General features: G+C 65.4%; 12 protein-coding genes. 2 read left to right on the top strand and 10 right to left on the bottom strand.

Annotation, left to right across the window (positions count from 1 at the left end):
- Positions 1 to 32: 32 nt before the first annotated feature.
- A complete protein-coding gene (gene lipA / locus CSW59_RS08705) occupies positions 33 to 1,010 on the bottom strand; it encodes a lipoyl synthase (RefSeq protein WP_099443661.1) in 978 nt (325 codons plus the stop codon).
- Between the two features lie 248 nt (positions 1,011 to 1,258).
- Between lipA and CSW59_RS08700 the strand changes: the two genes are divergently transcribed.
- Complete coding sequence (locus CSW59_RS08700) at positions 1,259 to 2,812, top strand: AMP-binding protein (RefSeq protein ID WP_099443660.1); 1,554 nt, start codon at positions 1,259 to 1,261, stop codon at positions 2,810 to 2,812.
- On the opposite strand, the gene CSW59_RS08695 is transcribed toward CSW59_RS08700, so the two are convergent.
- The 8 genes from CSW59_RS08695 to eno form a co-directional block, all read right to left on the bottom strand.
- Positions 2,809 to 4,269 carry a DUF6880 family protein gene (locus CSW59_RS08695; protein ID WP_099443659.1) on the bottom strand — a complete coding sequence of 487 codons (1,461 nt, stop codon included), beginning with the start codon at positions 4,267 to 4,269 and terminating at the stop codon, positions 2,809 to 2,811. The genes CSW59_RS08700 and CSW59_RS08695 overlap by 4 nt on opposite strands.
- Positions 4,270 to 4,287: 18 nt before the next feature.
- A complete protein-coding gene (lpdA, locus tag CSW59_RS08690; RefSeq protein ID WP_099443658.1) occupies positions 4,288 to 5,688 on the bottom strand; it encodes a dihydrolipoyl dehydrogenase in 1,401 nt (466 codons plus the stop codon).
- Between the two features lie 81 nt (positions 5,689 to 5,769).
- Entirely contained in the window at positions 5,770 to 6,246 is a 477-nt protein-coding gene (locus CSW59_RS08685; protein WP_099443657.1) for a glutathione peroxidase, read from the bottom strand.
- An 18-nt stretch (positions 6,247 to 6,264) separates the two neighbouring features.
- Entirely contained in the window at positions 6,265 to 7,551 is a 1,287-nt protein-coding gene (locus CSW59_RS08680; protein WP_099443656.1) for a pyruvate dehydrogenase complex dihydrolipoamide acetyltransferase, read from the bottom strand.
- Positions 7,552 to 7,698: 147 nt separating this feature from the next.
- Entirely contained in the window at positions 7,699 to 9,057 is a 1,359-nt protein-coding gene (locus CSW59_RS08675; RefSeq protein ID WP_099443655.1) for a pyruvate dehydrogenase complex E1 component subunit beta, read from the bottom strand.
- The gene (gene pdhA, locus CSW59_RS08670) at positions 9,054 to 10,085 is read right to left on the bottom strand and encodes a pyruvate dehydrogenase (acetyl-transferring) E1 component subunit alpha (RefSeq protein WP_099443654.1); all 1,032 of its coding nucleotides are present in this window, start codon (positions 10,083 to 10,085) and stop codon (positions 9,054 to 9,056) included. The genes CSW59_RS08675 and pdhA overlap by 4 nt, the downstream gene beginning before the upstream one ends.
- Positions 10,086 to 10,252: 167 nt before the next feature.
- Positions 10,253 to 10,555, bottom strand: a complete 303-nt coding sequence (locus CSW59_RS08665; protein WP_013079094.1) for a septum formation initiator family protein — start codon at positions 10,553 to 10,555, stop codon at positions 10,253 to 10,255.
- Between the two features lie 388 nt (positions 10,556 to 10,943).
- A complete protein-coding gene (eno, locus tag CSW59_RS08660) occupies positions 10,944 to 12,224 on the bottom strand; it encodes a phosphopyruvate hydratase (RefSeq protein WP_099443653.1) in 1,281 nt (426 codons plus the stop codon).
- A 115-nt stretch (positions 12,225 to 12,339) separates the two neighbouring features.
- Here eno and CSW59_RS08655 point away from each other — a divergent pair, with 115 nt between their 5' ends.
- Entirely contained in the window at positions 12,340 to 13,110 is a 771-nt protein-coding gene (locus CSW59_RS08655) for an enoyl-CoA hydratase (protein WP_099443652.1), read from the top strand.
- Here the strand turns inward: CSW59_RS08655 and CSW59_RS08650 are convergent, their stop codons facing one another.
- Entirely contained in the window at positions 13,111 to 14,100 is a 990-nt protein-coding gene (locus CSW59_RS08650) for a retropepsin-like aspartic protease (protein ID WP_099443651.1), read from the bottom strand.
- Between the last annotated feature and the right edge of the window lie 36 nt (positions 14,101 to 14,136).

Here is a 14,136-nt window from a genome sequence, read left to right as displayed (position 1 = left end):
GCACGCGCGTGACCACGTGACGATGCAAGGCGTCAGGCCTTGCGGGCGTCGAGCGCGCGGCGCGCGGCCTGCAGCTTGGCGAAGTCGTCGCCGGCGTGGTGCGACGAACGCGTCAGCGGGCTGGACGAGACCATCAGGAAGCCCTTGGCCCGGGCGATCGCCTCGTAGGTCTTGAACTCCTCGGGCGTGACAAAGCGTTCGACGGCCGCGTGCTTGCGAGTCGGCTGCAGGTACTGGCCGATGGTGATGAAGTCGACGCCGGCCGAACGCATGTCGTCCATCACCTGCATGACCTCCTCCTTGGTCTCGCCGAGACCGACCATCAGGCCGGACTTGGTGAACTGGGAGGGATCGCGCTGCTTCACGCGGTCCAGCAGGCGCAGCGAGTTGTAGTAGCGCGCGCCTGGACGAATCTTCAGATAGAGCCGCGGAACGGTCTCGAGATTGTGGTTGAAGACGTCCGGCTTGGAGTCGATCACCACGTTCTCGGCCCCTTCCTTGCGCAGGAAGTCGGGGGTGAGGATCTCGATAGTCGTCCCCGGCGCGGCGGCGCGGATGGCCGTGACCACTTCGGCGAAGTGGCGCGCGCCGCCGTCGAGCAGGTCGTCGCGGTCGACCGAGGTGATGACCACATGCTTTAGGCCCATCTTGGCCACGGCCTCGGCCACGCGGCGCGGCTCGTCGGGATCAAGCTGGGTCGGCAGACCGGTGGTGACATTGCAAAAGGCGCAGGCGCGGGTGCAGATCTCGCCCATGATCATCATGGTCGCGTGCTTCTGGCTCCAGCACTCGCCGATGTTCGGGCAGGCCGCCTCTTCACAGACCGTGTGCAGCTTGTGCTCGCGCACGATGCTGCGGGTCTCGTTGTACTGACCCGAACCCGGAGCGCGCACGCGCAGCCATTCCGGTTTGCGGAGCACAGGCGTGTCCGGACGGTTCTGCTTTTCGGGGTGGCGCACAGCCCGGTCTTCCGGGTTGCGAGCCTTGAGGGTGTCGATCACCGTTGCCATGGCGCCTAAATCGGTCTTCTTGGCTTCCGGATCAAGCGCTTGATCCAGCTTAACAGCCCATTCGTGACGGAATCACTCCTGGGCCGACAGAGGGCGAAGGTGGAGGCAAAGGCGTTGCTCAAGCCCTTACGCCGCAAAGGCCGGGGCTCACGCTTTGTGACTCATTCTTGCAAAGCGAAACCTTCCCCGGCAGACTCCGCGCTTAACGAACGAGAGCGGTCATCGCTTTTCGGGGAGGTTTCGGCGGGATGCCGGTAGCTTACGATGCGCGAAACGGCCAAAAGGCCATCTTCGACGCCCTTATCGACGCCCGCGACAAGTATGGCGCCAAGAAGCTGATCCTGGAGGACCAGGATCGCAATCCGCTGAGCTATACGGATCTGATCCGCGCCAGCTTCGCGCTGGGACGCAAGATCGCGGCCATGACTCGCCCCGGCGAGAACGTCGGCGTGTTGCTGCCGTCGGGCGCCGGATCAGTGGTGACCTTCTTTGCGCTGCACGCCTTCGGCCGCGTACCGACCATGCTCAACTTCACGGCCGGCCTGCGGAACATCAAGGCCGCCTGCCAGTTGGCTGGGATCAAGCGAGTCCTTACCGCGCACAAGTTTATCGAATTGGGCAAGCTGCACGACATCGTCGATGCGGTCAGCGTCCAGGCCGAGATCACCTATCTAGAGGATGTCCGCGCCACGATCGGCCTTAGCGACAAGCTATTCGCCGCCGCCGCCGGCCTGTTCCCGCGCCAGTTCCGCGCGCCCGCCAAACCATCTGATAAGGGCGTGGTGCTGTTCACCTCGGGCAGCTTCGGCGCGCCGCGCGGCGTGGTGCTGACCCAGGAGAATCTCGTCCAGAACGCCATGCAGGTGGCCGCGCACATCGAGCTCAATCCGAACTGGGTGATGTTCAACCCGCTGCCGGTGTTCCACTGCTTTGGACTGACCGGCGGGGTGATCCTGCCGATCCTGACCGGCATGAAGGCGTTCCAGTACCCCTCGCCGCTGCACACCAAGCAGATTCCCCCGCTGATCAAAGACTCGAAGGCCTCGATCCTGCTGGCGACCGACACGTTCGTGAACCAGTACGCGCGCGCCTCGGACGCTGACGAGCTAGCAGGCCTGGAGTTTATCGTCTGTGGCGCCGAGAAGGTGCGTGACGAGACCCACGCCCTGATCAAGGAGCGCTTCGGCGGTGTGCCGGTCCTGGAAGGCTACGGCGCCACCGAGGCCTCGCCGGTCATCGCGGTGAACAAGCCGACTGACAACCGGCCGGGCACGGTTGGTGGTCTGTTGCCCGGGCAAGAGGTGCGGATCGACCCCGTCGAAGGCATCGCTGAGGGCGGCCGATTCTTCGTTCGCGGCCCCAACATCATGGCCGGCTATCTGCGCGAGGATGGCGGCGTCGAGGCTCCGGAAGGCGGCTGGCACGATACCGGCGACGTCGTCACCATGACCGACGACCTGTGGATCACCATCAAGGGCCGGGTGAAGCGCTTCGCCAAGATCGGCGGCGAGATGGTGTCGCTGACGGCGGCCGAAGACCTCGCATCGGCGGTGTGGCCTGACGGGCGGCACGCGGTTATCTCCCTGCCAGACAAGAAGAAGGGCGAGAAGCTGATCCTGGTGACCGACCGTCAAGACGCCGACGTCGCTCCGCTGGTCGCCCACGCCCAAACGATCGGCGCGCCTGAGCTGGCCGTGCCGCGCAAGATCCTGAAGGTCACCGAAGTACCCGTGCTGGGCAGCGGCAAGACGGACTATGTCGCGATCCAGCGCATGGCCGAGACCGACAGCCGGGCGGCCTAGAAGGTCCCGCCCAGGGCTTCCAGCTCTGCGCGGAAGCCCTGCTTGCGGCTATGCAATGCCCGCAGGTCGGCCACGAAAGCCGCGTGGTCGGGATACTCGCCGTAGTCGCCGATCATCGCCGCCAGCGATTCAGCCTCCAGCAATTGGCGGGCGGCCTCGGCATATCGGGCCGCGACGCCATAGGTAAGGATGTACTGGATCGACGCCCGCAACAACAGCGTGGCCGCCAGGGGATGGGTTCCTTCCAGCCGACGTGCGGCCTCGCCGATCAGGGTGTCGTCCGCGCCATTGACCTCGCCCGAGCGCGACAGCACCAACCGCGCCGCCGCCGGCAGGTCGGGCCAGGAGACCAGGAAGGCCAAAGCCGTGTCGAAGCGCGGGAAGCGCTTAGCGACCGCCTTGGCCTGATCTTCCGCCTCGACATCGTCGAAGTCGGGCAGGCCCTTCAGATAAGCCCGCAGGCGGCTGATCGACAAAGTCGCCTCGAAGTCCGCCCAACGACGTTTCTGAGCTTGATCGTGGTGTCCGGTCGCCTCCAGCGCCTCCAGCATCACGTCTTCCCAGGCGGCGCGCTCCTCGACCGCGCTCTGGTGGCGTCCGCGCTGTTCGCCGGGCGAGCCCGCCTGCAGGGTCGCCAAGGCGTCTTCCGCCCTGCCCGCCGCCAGCAGCCGCCGCGCAATCTCGGCTGAGACCAGCGGCGTGCGACGCAGCTCCGGCGAGAAGGTCGCCTCGAAGGCGTCAACGTCGCCGCTGGCGTCCGCCAGGCGACGCAGCGCGTCCTTGTAGATCGCGCCTTGGGCGTCGAAGAGGTGGGCCGAGCGGGTCGAGCGCGCGGCGAGCATCTTCTCAAGCGTCTCGCGCAGATGCGCCTGCCCCTTGGCGCCGAGCGCCGGCGTCACGGCGTTCACCAGCGGACCGAACTGGGCGTAGTCGTCGCGGCGCAGGAGCCTAGCGATCCGGTCCGCAAGCGCCAGCGGTTCGGGCATGGCCTTGGCGGCGATCGCGCCGACGCCGTCGCGGGCGGCCAGAAAGACCTCGCCGATCGGCCCTTCCGCCTGGCTGAGACGATCAAGTGTGGGCGTCGCCAGATCGAGGAGGTCGAGCATCAGATCGAGCGCGGCGTTCGCGTCGTCCTCCGCCAGCCGCTCGATCATGCGGCGATGCAGGTCTAGATCCTTGGCGAACGCGGCACGTTTGCGCCAGTGGATGCGCGACGAGGACTTGCCGATCGTCGCCAGGCGCTTGGAAATCTCGAGCGCCAAGCCCTCGGCGCTAGACTCCGCGAACAACTCCAGCCGCAGCACGCGCTTGACGTGGCTGTCGCTGGAGAGGTCGAGCAGGATGGCGGCAAGGCGCTCAGACCCAAGGTCGGCAAGATTGGCTTCGGAAAGGGTCGTCTTGGACCCTTTCCTGGCCTTGGCCGGCTTTTCACTCGTAGCGGCTGCCTTGCGCGCCATCCAGTCTCCCTAGCGGACCTAGATGTGCAGGACTCGGCCGTAGGCGTCCAGCGCGGCTTCGTGCATCGCTTCCGACATAGTCGGGTGAGCATAGACGATGCCGTGCAGGTCTTCTTCGGTCGCTTCAAGGGTGATCGCGGTGACGAAGCCCTGGATCATCTCGGTCACCTCGTGGCCGATCATGTGGGCGCCGATCAGGGCGCCGGTCTTGGCGTCGAACACGGTCTTCACGAAGCCCTCGACTTCGCCAGCGGCCACGGCCTTGCCGTTGACGCGGAACGGGAAGCGGCCCGCCTTCACCTCGATGCCAGCGGCCTTGGCGCCAGCCTCGGTGTACCCGACCGAAGCGACTTGCGGATTGGCGTAGGTGCAGCCCGGGATCGGCGAGTGGACGTTCGGGGTCTTGTAGTTGGCGATCGCCTCCGCAGCGTGAATGCCCTCGTGGCTGGCCTTGTGGGCGAGCCAAGGACCGCCGGCGATATCGCCGATGGCGTAGAGGCCCGGCACGTTGGTGCGGCAGTGCTTGTCTGTGACGACGTGACCGCGATCCAGGCTGACGCCCAGCGCCTCCAGGCCATCGTTGTTTGGCGCGATGCCAACGGCGACGATGCACTTCTCGGCGGTCAGCTGCTCGATCTTGCCGCTAGCCTCGACGGTGACGGCCACGCCGTCCTTGGTCTTCTCGATCTTGCCGACCTTGGCGCCGATGCGGAACTTGATACCGCGCTTCTCGAACGCCTTCTGGGCGGCTTTGGAGACCTCTTCGTCCTCGACCGGCATGATGCGGTCGATGGCTTCGACGACGGTCACCTCAGCGCCCAGGGCACGGTAGAAGCTGGCGAACTCGATGCCGATGGCGCCCGAGCCGATCACGACCAGCGACTTGGGCATCGACTTCGGCGCCAGGGCGTCGCGGTAGGTCCAGATCTTATCGCCGTCCGAGACCGCGCCGATCGCCGGAATCTCGCGAGCGCGGGCGCCGCTGGCCAGGATCACGTTCTTGGCCTGGACGGTGCGGCTGCCGCCGGCCTTTAGAGCGATGACGAGCTTGGGCGCGGGATTGCCCTTCTCAAGCTTGGCCTCGCCCTCGATGACCTCGACCTTGTGCTTCTTCATCAGGAAGGCGATGCCGCCCGACATGGTCTTGGCCACGCCGCGCGAGCGCTCGATGATCTTGTTGAAGTCGAACGAGGCCTTCTCGACCGACAGGCCATAGCCGCCGAGATGCGACAGCTGTTCGTAGATCTCGCCGGACTTCAGCAGGGCCTTGGTCGGGATACAGCCCCAGTTCAAGCAGATGCCGCCCAGGTTCTCACGCTCGACGATGGCCGTCTTCAGGCCCAGCTGGCTGGCGCGGATCGCGGCCACGTAGCCGCCAGGACCGGCGCCGATGACGACGACATCGAATTCCGTGGACATAGTCTTCTCAACCCTAGCTTGGACGCCGGCCGGGAGAGCGGCGCGACGGTCGACCGATCCAAGAGACCGGCCCGGGGAAATTCACAGCAGCGCTTCGATCGCCGCCTTCAGGTCTTCAGGCTTGGTCGTCGGCGCAAAGCGCTCAACCACCTCGCCGTCGCGGCCGATCAGGAACTTGGTGAAGTTCCACTTGATCGCCTCGGTGCCCAGCAGACCCTTTTGTTCCTTCTTGAGGAACATGTAGAGCGGATGGGCGTCGGCGCCGTTGACGTTGATCTTCGACATCACCGGGAACGTGACGTCGTAGGTCAGCGAGCAGAAGTTCGCGATCTCGGACGCATCGCCCGGCTCCTGAGCGCCGAACTGGTTACAGGGGAAGGCCACGATCGCGAAGCCGCGATCCTTGTAGGTCCGCCACAGCTGCTCCAGTCCCTCGTACTGGGGGGTGAAGCCGCACTTGCTGGCCGTGTTCACGATCAGCAACACCTGGCCGCGGTAGTCGGCCAGGCTTGCGTCCTGGCCGTCCAGCGTCTTGGCCGAGTAGTCATAGACAGACATCAGGCCTTCTCCCGCCGCTTAGACGATCAGAGTCAGCGGCTCTTCGATCAGCGGTTTGAAGGCCGCCAGGAACTTGGCGCCGACCGCGCCGTCAACCACGCGGTGATCGCAGGTCAGAGTCACTGTCATGACCGTGGCGACCTTGAGCTCGCCGTTCTTGACGACTGGACGCTGCTCACCAGCGCCGACACTCATGATCGCGCCTTGCGGCTCGTTGATGATCGACGAGAACGACTTGATGCCGAACATGCCGAGGTTCGAGATCGAGAAGGTGCCGCCCTGGAATTCCTCGGGCTTCAGCTTCTTGTCCTTGGCGCGCTGGGCCAGGTCCTTCATCTCGGCGGAGATCTGGGCCAAGCCCTTCGTTTCAGCCTTGCGGATGATCGGGGTGATCAGGCCGCCGTCTATCGCCACAGCGACGGCGATGTCGGCGTGGTGGTGCATGGCGATGCCTTCCGGCGTGTAGCTGGCGTTGGCTTCCGGCACCTGCTTCAGGGCTACGGCGGCGGCCTTGATGACGATGTCGTTGACCGAGACTTTCACGCCTTGCTTTTCGAGCAGGCTGTTGATCTTGGCGCGGGCGGCCAGCAGCGCATCAAGCTCCAGATCGATCTGCAGCGGGAAGTGCGGCACGTCGCGGAAGCTGTCAGTCAGGCGGCGCGCGATCGTCTTGCGCATGCCGTCCAGCGGCACGAGGTCATACGAGCCGGCCGGGATGCCCATCTGCTCCAGCGACAGAGCCTTGCGGGGCTCGGCGGCGGCCGGAGCGGCGCTGGTCGAGGCCGGAGCGGCCTTGGCGGCGGGCGCGCCCGACTTGGCGGCTTCGACGTCCGACTTGATGACACGGCCGTGCGGGCCGGTGCCCTTGATGCTCTTCAGGTCCAGGCCTGCGGCGGACGCCAGACGGCGGGCCAGCGGCGAGGCGAAGACGCGCGAGCCGTCGGCGGCGACCGGAGCGGCCGGCGCGGGCGCAGTCGGAGCGGCGGCAGGGGCAGCAGCGACAGTAGCCGCAGCGGCAGCGGCCTTGGGCGCTTCGGCCTTAGGCGCCGGCGCGGGGCTTTCGCCCTCGCCCGCCAGCTTGGCGATCAAGGCGTTGACCTTCACGTTTTCGGTCCCGGCGTCGACCAGGATGGCCTCGACCACGCCCTCGTCGACGGCCTCGACTTCCATGGTGGCCTTGTCGGTTTCGATCTCGGCGATCACGTCGCCGGCCTTGACGGTGTCACCGACCTTGACGTGCCACTTGGCGAGGGTCCCCTCCTCCATGGTGGGCGACAGGGCGGGCATCAGGATGTCGATCGACATTGAGCTTCTTCCTCAAGCGTTCGGGACGGTTTCGGCCCAGGATGACCTAGGGGGCCCTCGTCCGCGATACCCCGCCTCGCGGCGGGATGAATTCGTTGGCCAAGACGATGCGGCCCCCGCCCGTCTAGGGCGAGGGCCGCGCCGGTCTTAGCGGTAGCTAACCGCCTTCGCGGCCTTCACGATCTTCTCGACCGAAGGCAGCGACAGGACTTCCAGGTTCGCCGCGTAGGGCAGCGGCACGTCTTCCTGGCAGACCCGCAGCGGCGGGGCGTCCAGGTAGTCGAAGCCGTGCTCGGTGATACGGGCGACGATCTCGGCGCCGACGCCCATCGGGCCCCAGCCTTCCTCGACCGTGACCAGTCGGTTTGTCTTCTTGACGCTTTCCAGGATGGTGGCGTGGTCCATCGGACGGATCGTGCGCAGGTCGACGACCTCCGCCTGGATGCCTTCCTTCTCCAGTTCCTCGGCCGCCTTCAGCGCGAAGCCGACCATGCGGCTGTAAGCCACCAGGGTCACGTCCGAGCCTTCGCGACGGACCTTGGCCTTGCCGATCGGAACGACCCAGTCCTCGACGTCCGGGATGTCGAACTCGTGGCCGTACATCATCTCGTGTTCGAGGAAGACGACCGGGTTCGGATCGCGGATCGCGGCCTTCAACAGGCCCTTGGCGTCAGCGGCATCATAGGGCGCGATGACCTTCAAGCCCGGGACGTTGCCATACCAGGCTGCGTAGTCCTGGCTGTGCTGAGCGCCGACGCGCGAGGCCGCGCCGTTGGGGCCACGGAACACGATCGACGACTTGATCTGACCGCCCGACATGTAGAGCGTCTTGGCGGCGGAGTTGATGATGTGGTCGATCGCCTGCATGGCGAAGTTCCAGGTCATGAACTCGACGATCGGCTTCAGGCCGGCCATCGCCGCGCCGACGCCCATGCCGGCGAAGCCGTGCTCGGTGATCGGGGTGTCGATGACGCGCTTGTCGCCGAACTCCTGCAGGAGGTCACGGCTGACCTTGTAGGCGCCCTGGTACTGGGCGACTTCCTCGCCCATCAGGAACACGCGGTCGTCGCGACGCATCTCTTCGGCCATGGCGTCGCGCAGGGCGTCGCGGACCGTGATCTTCTTCGTCGGCGTACCGGCCGGGATTTCCGGATCGGCGAAGGTCGAAGCGGCCGAGATCGGGCCAGCAGCCGGCGCCGTGGTGACAGGGGCCGAAGCGACTTCAGCGGCCGGAGCCGGCGCAGCGGCGGGCGCCGAGGCGGCTTCGCCCTCGCCCTTCAGACGGGCGATCAAGGTGTTGACCTTGACGTTCTCGCTGCCGGCCGGAACCAGGATGGCTTCCACCACGCCTTCGTCGACGGCTTCGACTTCCATCGTCGCCTTGTCGGTCTCGATCTCGGCGATGACGTCGCCGGCCTTGATGGTGTCGCCTTCCTTGACCAGCCACTTGGCCAGGGTGCCTTCCTCCATCGTCGGGGAAAGCGCGGGCATCAGGATGTCCGTCACTCGGCGGCCTCCAGGTAGACGTCAGTGTACAGTTCCGAGGGATCCGGCTCGGGGCTCGTGCGGGCGAACTCGGCGGCCTCGGCGACGATGCGCTTAACCTCCGCGTCGACGCCCTTCAGGTCGTCTTCAGTCACGCCGGCCTTGGCCAGGCGTTCTTTGATGTGGTCGATCGGATCGCGGGTCGTCTTGACCTCGTCGACCTCTTCCTTCGTCCGGTACTTGGCCGGGTCCGACATGGAGTGACCGCGATAGCGGTAGGTCTTCATCTCAAGGATGTAGGGGCCTTGGCCGCTGCGGGCGTGTTCGGTGGCGCGGGCGCCAGCCTCACGGACGGCGACGACGTCCATGCCGTCGACTTCCTCGCCCGGGATGCGGAACGAGACGCCCCGCTTGTGGAACGCGGTTTCCGAGGCGGCGCGCTCGACGCTGGTGCCCATGGCGTACTGGTTGTTTTCGATCACGTACACGACCGGCAGCTTCCACAGCTGGGCCATGTTGAAGCTCTCGTACACCTGGCCCTGGTTGGCCGCGCCATCGCCCATGTAGGCGTAGGAGACGTTGCCATTGCCCTTGTAGTGGTTGGCCAGCGCCAGGCCGGTGCCGAGCGCCACCTGGGCGCCTACGATGCCGTGGCCGCCGTAGAAGCCGGTGGCGATGTCGAACATGTGCATCGACCCACCCTTGCCCTTGGACGAACCGCCGGCGCGGCCGGTCAGCTCGGCCATGACCTCACGCGGGTCCATGCCAGCAGCCAGCATGTGGCCGTGGTCGCGGTAACCCGTGATGATCTGGTCGCCCTTCTGCGAGATCGACTGCATGCCGACCGCGATGGCTTCCTGACCGATGTACAGGTGGCAGAAGCCGCCGATCAGGCCCATGCCATACAGCTGGCCAGCGCGCTCCTCGAAGCGACGGATCAGCAGCATGTCCTGATAGAATTTCAGGAGTTCGTCTTTTCCGACGAAGGCGTTGACACCGGTGTCAGCCGCCTTCCCCTCTGAGGCCTCAGCCTTGCGCGTACGCGCCATTCAAATCTCCCTGGCCAATCTTCATCGCGGCCTTCGTCCTGAGAGCATTTCCCGCCGAAAAAGTCGTCGGTTCCGCGAAGGAAACACCCTAATGCACCATTCAAGCCGTGCGGAGCCAGATGGCGCCGCGCTGGTCGGCAATCGATTCCAAAAGACTATGGGATCGGTCAGCTCGAACGCTTGACCCGGATCACATAGTCTCTCGGGTCGGCATAGCCTAGGAGCGAGCGCGCGCGCTCTTCCAGCAGGTCGGCCGACAGACTGCCGCTGCGTAATAGACGAGCGCGGGCCTCCAGGTCCATCCTCTCCGCGCGTATCTTCCTGAGTTCCTTCGTTTTTGCTGCGAGGTCCGCATTGCGCTGCGAAATGGACAACAGCCCTCGATCACCGGTCAAAGCGTGAAAGGCGAAGTAAAAAATCAGGAAGAAGATCGCCGCAGTCGGCAGGAAAGGTTGCAGTCGGGCGAACATCTGAGCGTCCCAAAGAGGGATTCGCAGGATCGCCGACCCAGCTTAACGCCTTCTAAATCTGGGCGTTGCGAACGCCGGTCACTGGTCCGAGGCCGTTCACCTTGATGCTTTCAGATGAGATAGTTTCAGCCGCATCTAGATGCCGCATCGCCGAAGCTATTTCGCGGCAGCGAAGGCAAGGAAACTGGTCTCTCGTGAAACCAACTCTCCCCTTTTAGAAAATTTGTGGGTTAAGCATTGCCGACCTACCCTCGTCAGCGACCGAAACGCCATTGTTGAACGGAATCGGCGGCCTGAGTTTGGCTTTCGAAACTCCGACTGCGCCAAACAAAAAGGGGCGCGGCCTCCTGCGAAGCCGCGCCCTCAAGAGCCAACGCTGTGGAGAGGCCTAGCGGCCCTTCAACGCCGCCCGGCCGGCATAGACGCCCTGGTCGTCCAGCATCTCCTCGATGCGCAGCAGTTGGTTGTACTTGGCCGTCCGATCCGAACGGGCCAGCGAGCCGGTCTTGATCTGACCGCAGTTCAAGGCGACGGCCAGATCGGCGATCGTGCTGTCCTCGGTCTCGCCAGAGCGATGGCTCATGACGCTGGTGTAGCCGTGGCGGTGGGCCAGCTCGACCGCGTCGATGGTTTCCGACAGCGTGCCGATCTGGTTGACCTTGACGAGGATCGAATTGGCGAGGCCCTTGTCGAGACCGATCTGCAGGCGCTTGGGGTTCGTCACGAACAGGTCGTCGCCGACCAGCTGGACCTTCTTGCCCAGGGTGTCAGTCAGCAGCTTCCAGCCGTCGAAATCATCCTCGGCCATACCGTCCTCGATGCTGAGGATCGGGAACTTGGAGACGAGGCCGGCCAGATAGTCGACCATCTGGGCCGGGTCGAGCGACTTGCCCTCGCCTTCCAGCTCATACTTGCCGTTCTTGAAGAACTCGGTCGAGGCCACGTCCAGGCCCAGGACGAAGTCGTCGCCAGCCTTGTAGCCGGCCTTCTCGCCAGCCTTGACGATGAAGTCGAGCGCAGCTTCCGCCGACGCCAGGTTCGGGGCGAAACCGCCCTCGTCGCCGACGTTGGTGTTGTGGCCGGCGTCCTTCAGGGCCTTCTTCAGGGCGTGGAAGATCTCGGCGCCCATGCGCAGGCCTTCGCGGAAGTCCTTGGCGCCGGTCGGCAGGATCATGAACTCCTGGATGTCGATCGGATTGTCGGCGTGGGCGCCGCCGTTGATGATGTTCATCATCGGGGTCGGCAGGACGCGGGCGTTGACGCCGCCGACGTACTTGTAGAGCGGCAGGCCAGCCGATTCCGCAGCGGCCTTGGCGACGGCCAGCGAGACGCCGAGGATGGCGTTGGCGCCCAGGCGGGCCTTGTTCGGGGTGCCGTCCAGCTCGATCAGCAGGTTGTCGAGGCGGCGCTGGTCCTCGGCGTCGACACCCGACAGCGCGTCGAAGATCTCGCCATTGACGGCGTCGACGGCCTGCAGGACGCCTTTGCCCAGGTAGCGGGTCTTATCGCCGTCGCGCTTTTCGTTGGCTTCGTGAGCGCCAGTCGAGGCGCCCGACGGCACGGCGGCGCGACCAAAGGCGCCGTCCTCCAGGATCACGTCGACTTCGACGGTCGGGTTGCCCCGGCTGTCGAGAATTTCACGGGCGATGATGTCGACGATCTCGGTCATGACTGCTCCTCAAGGCCAAAAGGCGCGGCAGGCTTTAGCCGCCAAGCGACTTTCGCGCAACTTGACTTCCCTTCGGGAGGGTCGCCGAACATCCGCGCCGTATGGGAGAAACAGCATGTTGGACGTCGAACGACGCGGAACTATCGCTATCGTCACCCTTAATCGCCCCGCGTCCATGAACGCGCTCTCCAAGGCGCTCAGGCTGGCGCTCTATGACGCCATGGTGACGCTGGATGCCGATCCGGACGTCAGCGTGGTGATCCTGACCGGAGCAGGCGAGCGCGCTTTCACAGCGGGGTTGGACCTCAAGGAGCTTGGCGGCGACACCTCAGCCATGGGCGCGGCGAACGATCAGGACGCGCGTTCCAATCCGGTCCGGGCCGTCGAACGATGCCGCAAGCCTGTGATCGGCGCGATTAATGGCGTGGCGATCACGGGCGGTTTCGAACTGGCCTTGGCTTGCGACGTCCTGATCGCCTCCGAGGCCGCCCGCTTCGCCGATACGCACGCTCGGGTCGGGATCATGCCTGGCTGGGGCCTGTCCCAGAAGTTGTCGCGCCTGATCGGCCCCTATCGCGCCAAGGAGCTCTCTCTGACCGGGAACTTCCTTGACGCGCGGACCGCGGCGGATTGGGGTCTGGTCAATCGCGTCACCGCGCCCGAGGATCTCCTGCCGACGGCGCTGAAGCTTGCCGAAGACATGGCGTCGATTCCCGTCGAGACCCTGGCTTTTTACAAAGGCCTTATCGACGACGGCTATGCGCGTCCTTTCAGCGAGGCTCTGGCCCTGGAGCATGAGCGCTCAAGCGCCCACAACCGCGAGGTCACGCCAGAGAAGGTTGAGGCCCGACGCCGCCAAGTCATGGACCGCGGTCGCTCGCAGTAGTCAGGCGTTCCAAGTCCGGGGCGCCAGGCCACCGTCGCCCAGCCGGAACAGCACGCGCCCCGCCCCAAAGTCCAGCTCGACCCGCGCGAACAGATGCAGAATGTCGACGCCGATCAGGGCGGTGGGGCGGTCGTTCAGCGACCAGAGGTCGAAGATGTGCAGGTCTGCGAAAGCCATCGGCACATTGGTTATCCGCAGATCGCCCATCTGCATCGTCGGCACGAGCCGGAACTCGCCCAACTGCATCTCGCCAGCGGCGGTCAGCAAGCGCGCCGGCCTTACGAAGTCGGGCGAACGGCGGCGCCGAGAGGCGATGGCGCGCGCCAGGGCCATGTTGCCGATGCTGATCCCGCCGCCGGAATCGATGAAGGCCAAAGAGCGGACGCCGCCGATCCGGGAGTCCGCCAAGGTCAGCCGCCCGAGCCGTTCGTTCGCAGCGACCGAAACCTCGCTCGAGAGGCGCGTGATCTGTGACATGCTGCGAGTGCGCCTGATCTCTAGCCGCTTCCTCGGGAAGTCCATGACGATGTTACGGCCTTCCAGGATATCGACGCCCAGAAGTCCATCTGCGCCCACCCGGTCGTAGGGCAGCACGGGCAGTTCCACATCGTTGAGCTTCGAGTCGCCAGCGCGCAGATTGGCGATGCGCGCGGTGGACGCGATCACTGTACCCGAGACGCCATGGACGATGATCTCGGGCCCTGGAGGCAGCGTGAGACGCTGAACCACGGCCGGGGTCAGCACGCTGCGATCCGCGCCGGTGTCGACCACGAAATGGAAGGGCCCTTGCCCGTTGATCGTGACCTCGACGGTCAGGCGGTCGTCCTGGTCGAGGCTGGCGTCGAGCATCAGCAGCGGCTGATCCGGCGGGATCGGCGCAGCGGAGGGCGGCAACTGCGGCGGCGAAACCGGCGTGACGGCGCTCGCCAGCGCGGGCGGCGCGGCGATCGACAGACCCAGTCCCGCCGTTATGGTCCGGCGCGTGAGCATGGGCGTTCCTCCCAAGGCGGAGGCTAGCACCTTTTT

Source organism: Caulobacter sp. BP25, from assembly GCF_002737755.1.
Taxonomy (GTDB): Bacteria; Pseudomonadota; Alphaproteobacteria; order Caulobacterales; family Caulobacteraceae; genus Caulobacter.
The sequence above is the reverse complement of the archived record's forward strand: the minus strand, read 5'-3'. Positions and strand labels throughout refer to the sequence as shown.

Bases quoted from the DNA above. Each gene is read 5' to 3' on its own strand.
- eno (WP_099443653.1), bottom strand. From the start codon at position 12,224: ATGACCGAGATCGTCGACATCATCGCCCGTGAAATTCTCGACAGCCGG.
- CSW59_RS08685 (WP_099443657.1), bottom strand. From the start codon at position 6,246: ATGTCTGTCTATGACTACTCGGCCAAGACGCTGGACGGCCAGGACGCA.
- CSW59_RS08700 (WP_099443660.1), top strand. From the start codon at position 1,259: ATGCCGGTAGCTTACGATGCGCGAAACGGCCAAAAGGCCATCTTCGAC.
- CSW59_RS08650 (WP_099443651.1), bottom strand. From the start codon at position 14,100: ATGCTCACGCGCCGGACCATAACGGCGGGACTGGGTCTGTCGATCGCC.
- pdhA (WP_099443654.1), bottom strand. From the start codon at position 10,085: ATGGCGCGTACGCGCAAGGCTGAGGCCTCAGAGGGGAAGGCGGCTGAC.
- lpdA (WP_099443658.1), bottom strand. From the start codon at position 5,688: ATGTCCACGGAATTCGATGTCGTCGTCATCGGCGCCGGTCCTGGCGGC.
- lipA (WP_099443661.1), bottom strand. From the start codon at position 1,010: ATGGCAACGGTGATCGACACCCTCAAGGCTCGCAACCCGGAAGACCGG.
- CSW59_RS08665 (WP_013079094.1), bottom strand. From the start codon at position 10,555: ATGTTCGCCCGACTGCAACCTTTCCTGCCGACTGCGGCGATCTTCTTC.
- CSW59_RS08655 (WP_099443652.1), top strand. From the start codon at position 12,340: ATGTTGGACGTCGAACGACGCGGAACTATCGCTATCGTCACCCTTAAT.
- CSW59_RS08680 (WP_099443656.1), bottom strand. From the start codon at position 7,551: ATGTCGATCGACATCCTGATGCCCGCCCTGTCGCCCACCATGGAGGAG.
- CSW59_RS08695 (WP_099443659.1), bottom strand. From the start codon at position 4,269: ATGGCGCGCAAGGCAGCCGCTACGAGTGAAAAGCCGGCCAAGGCCAGG.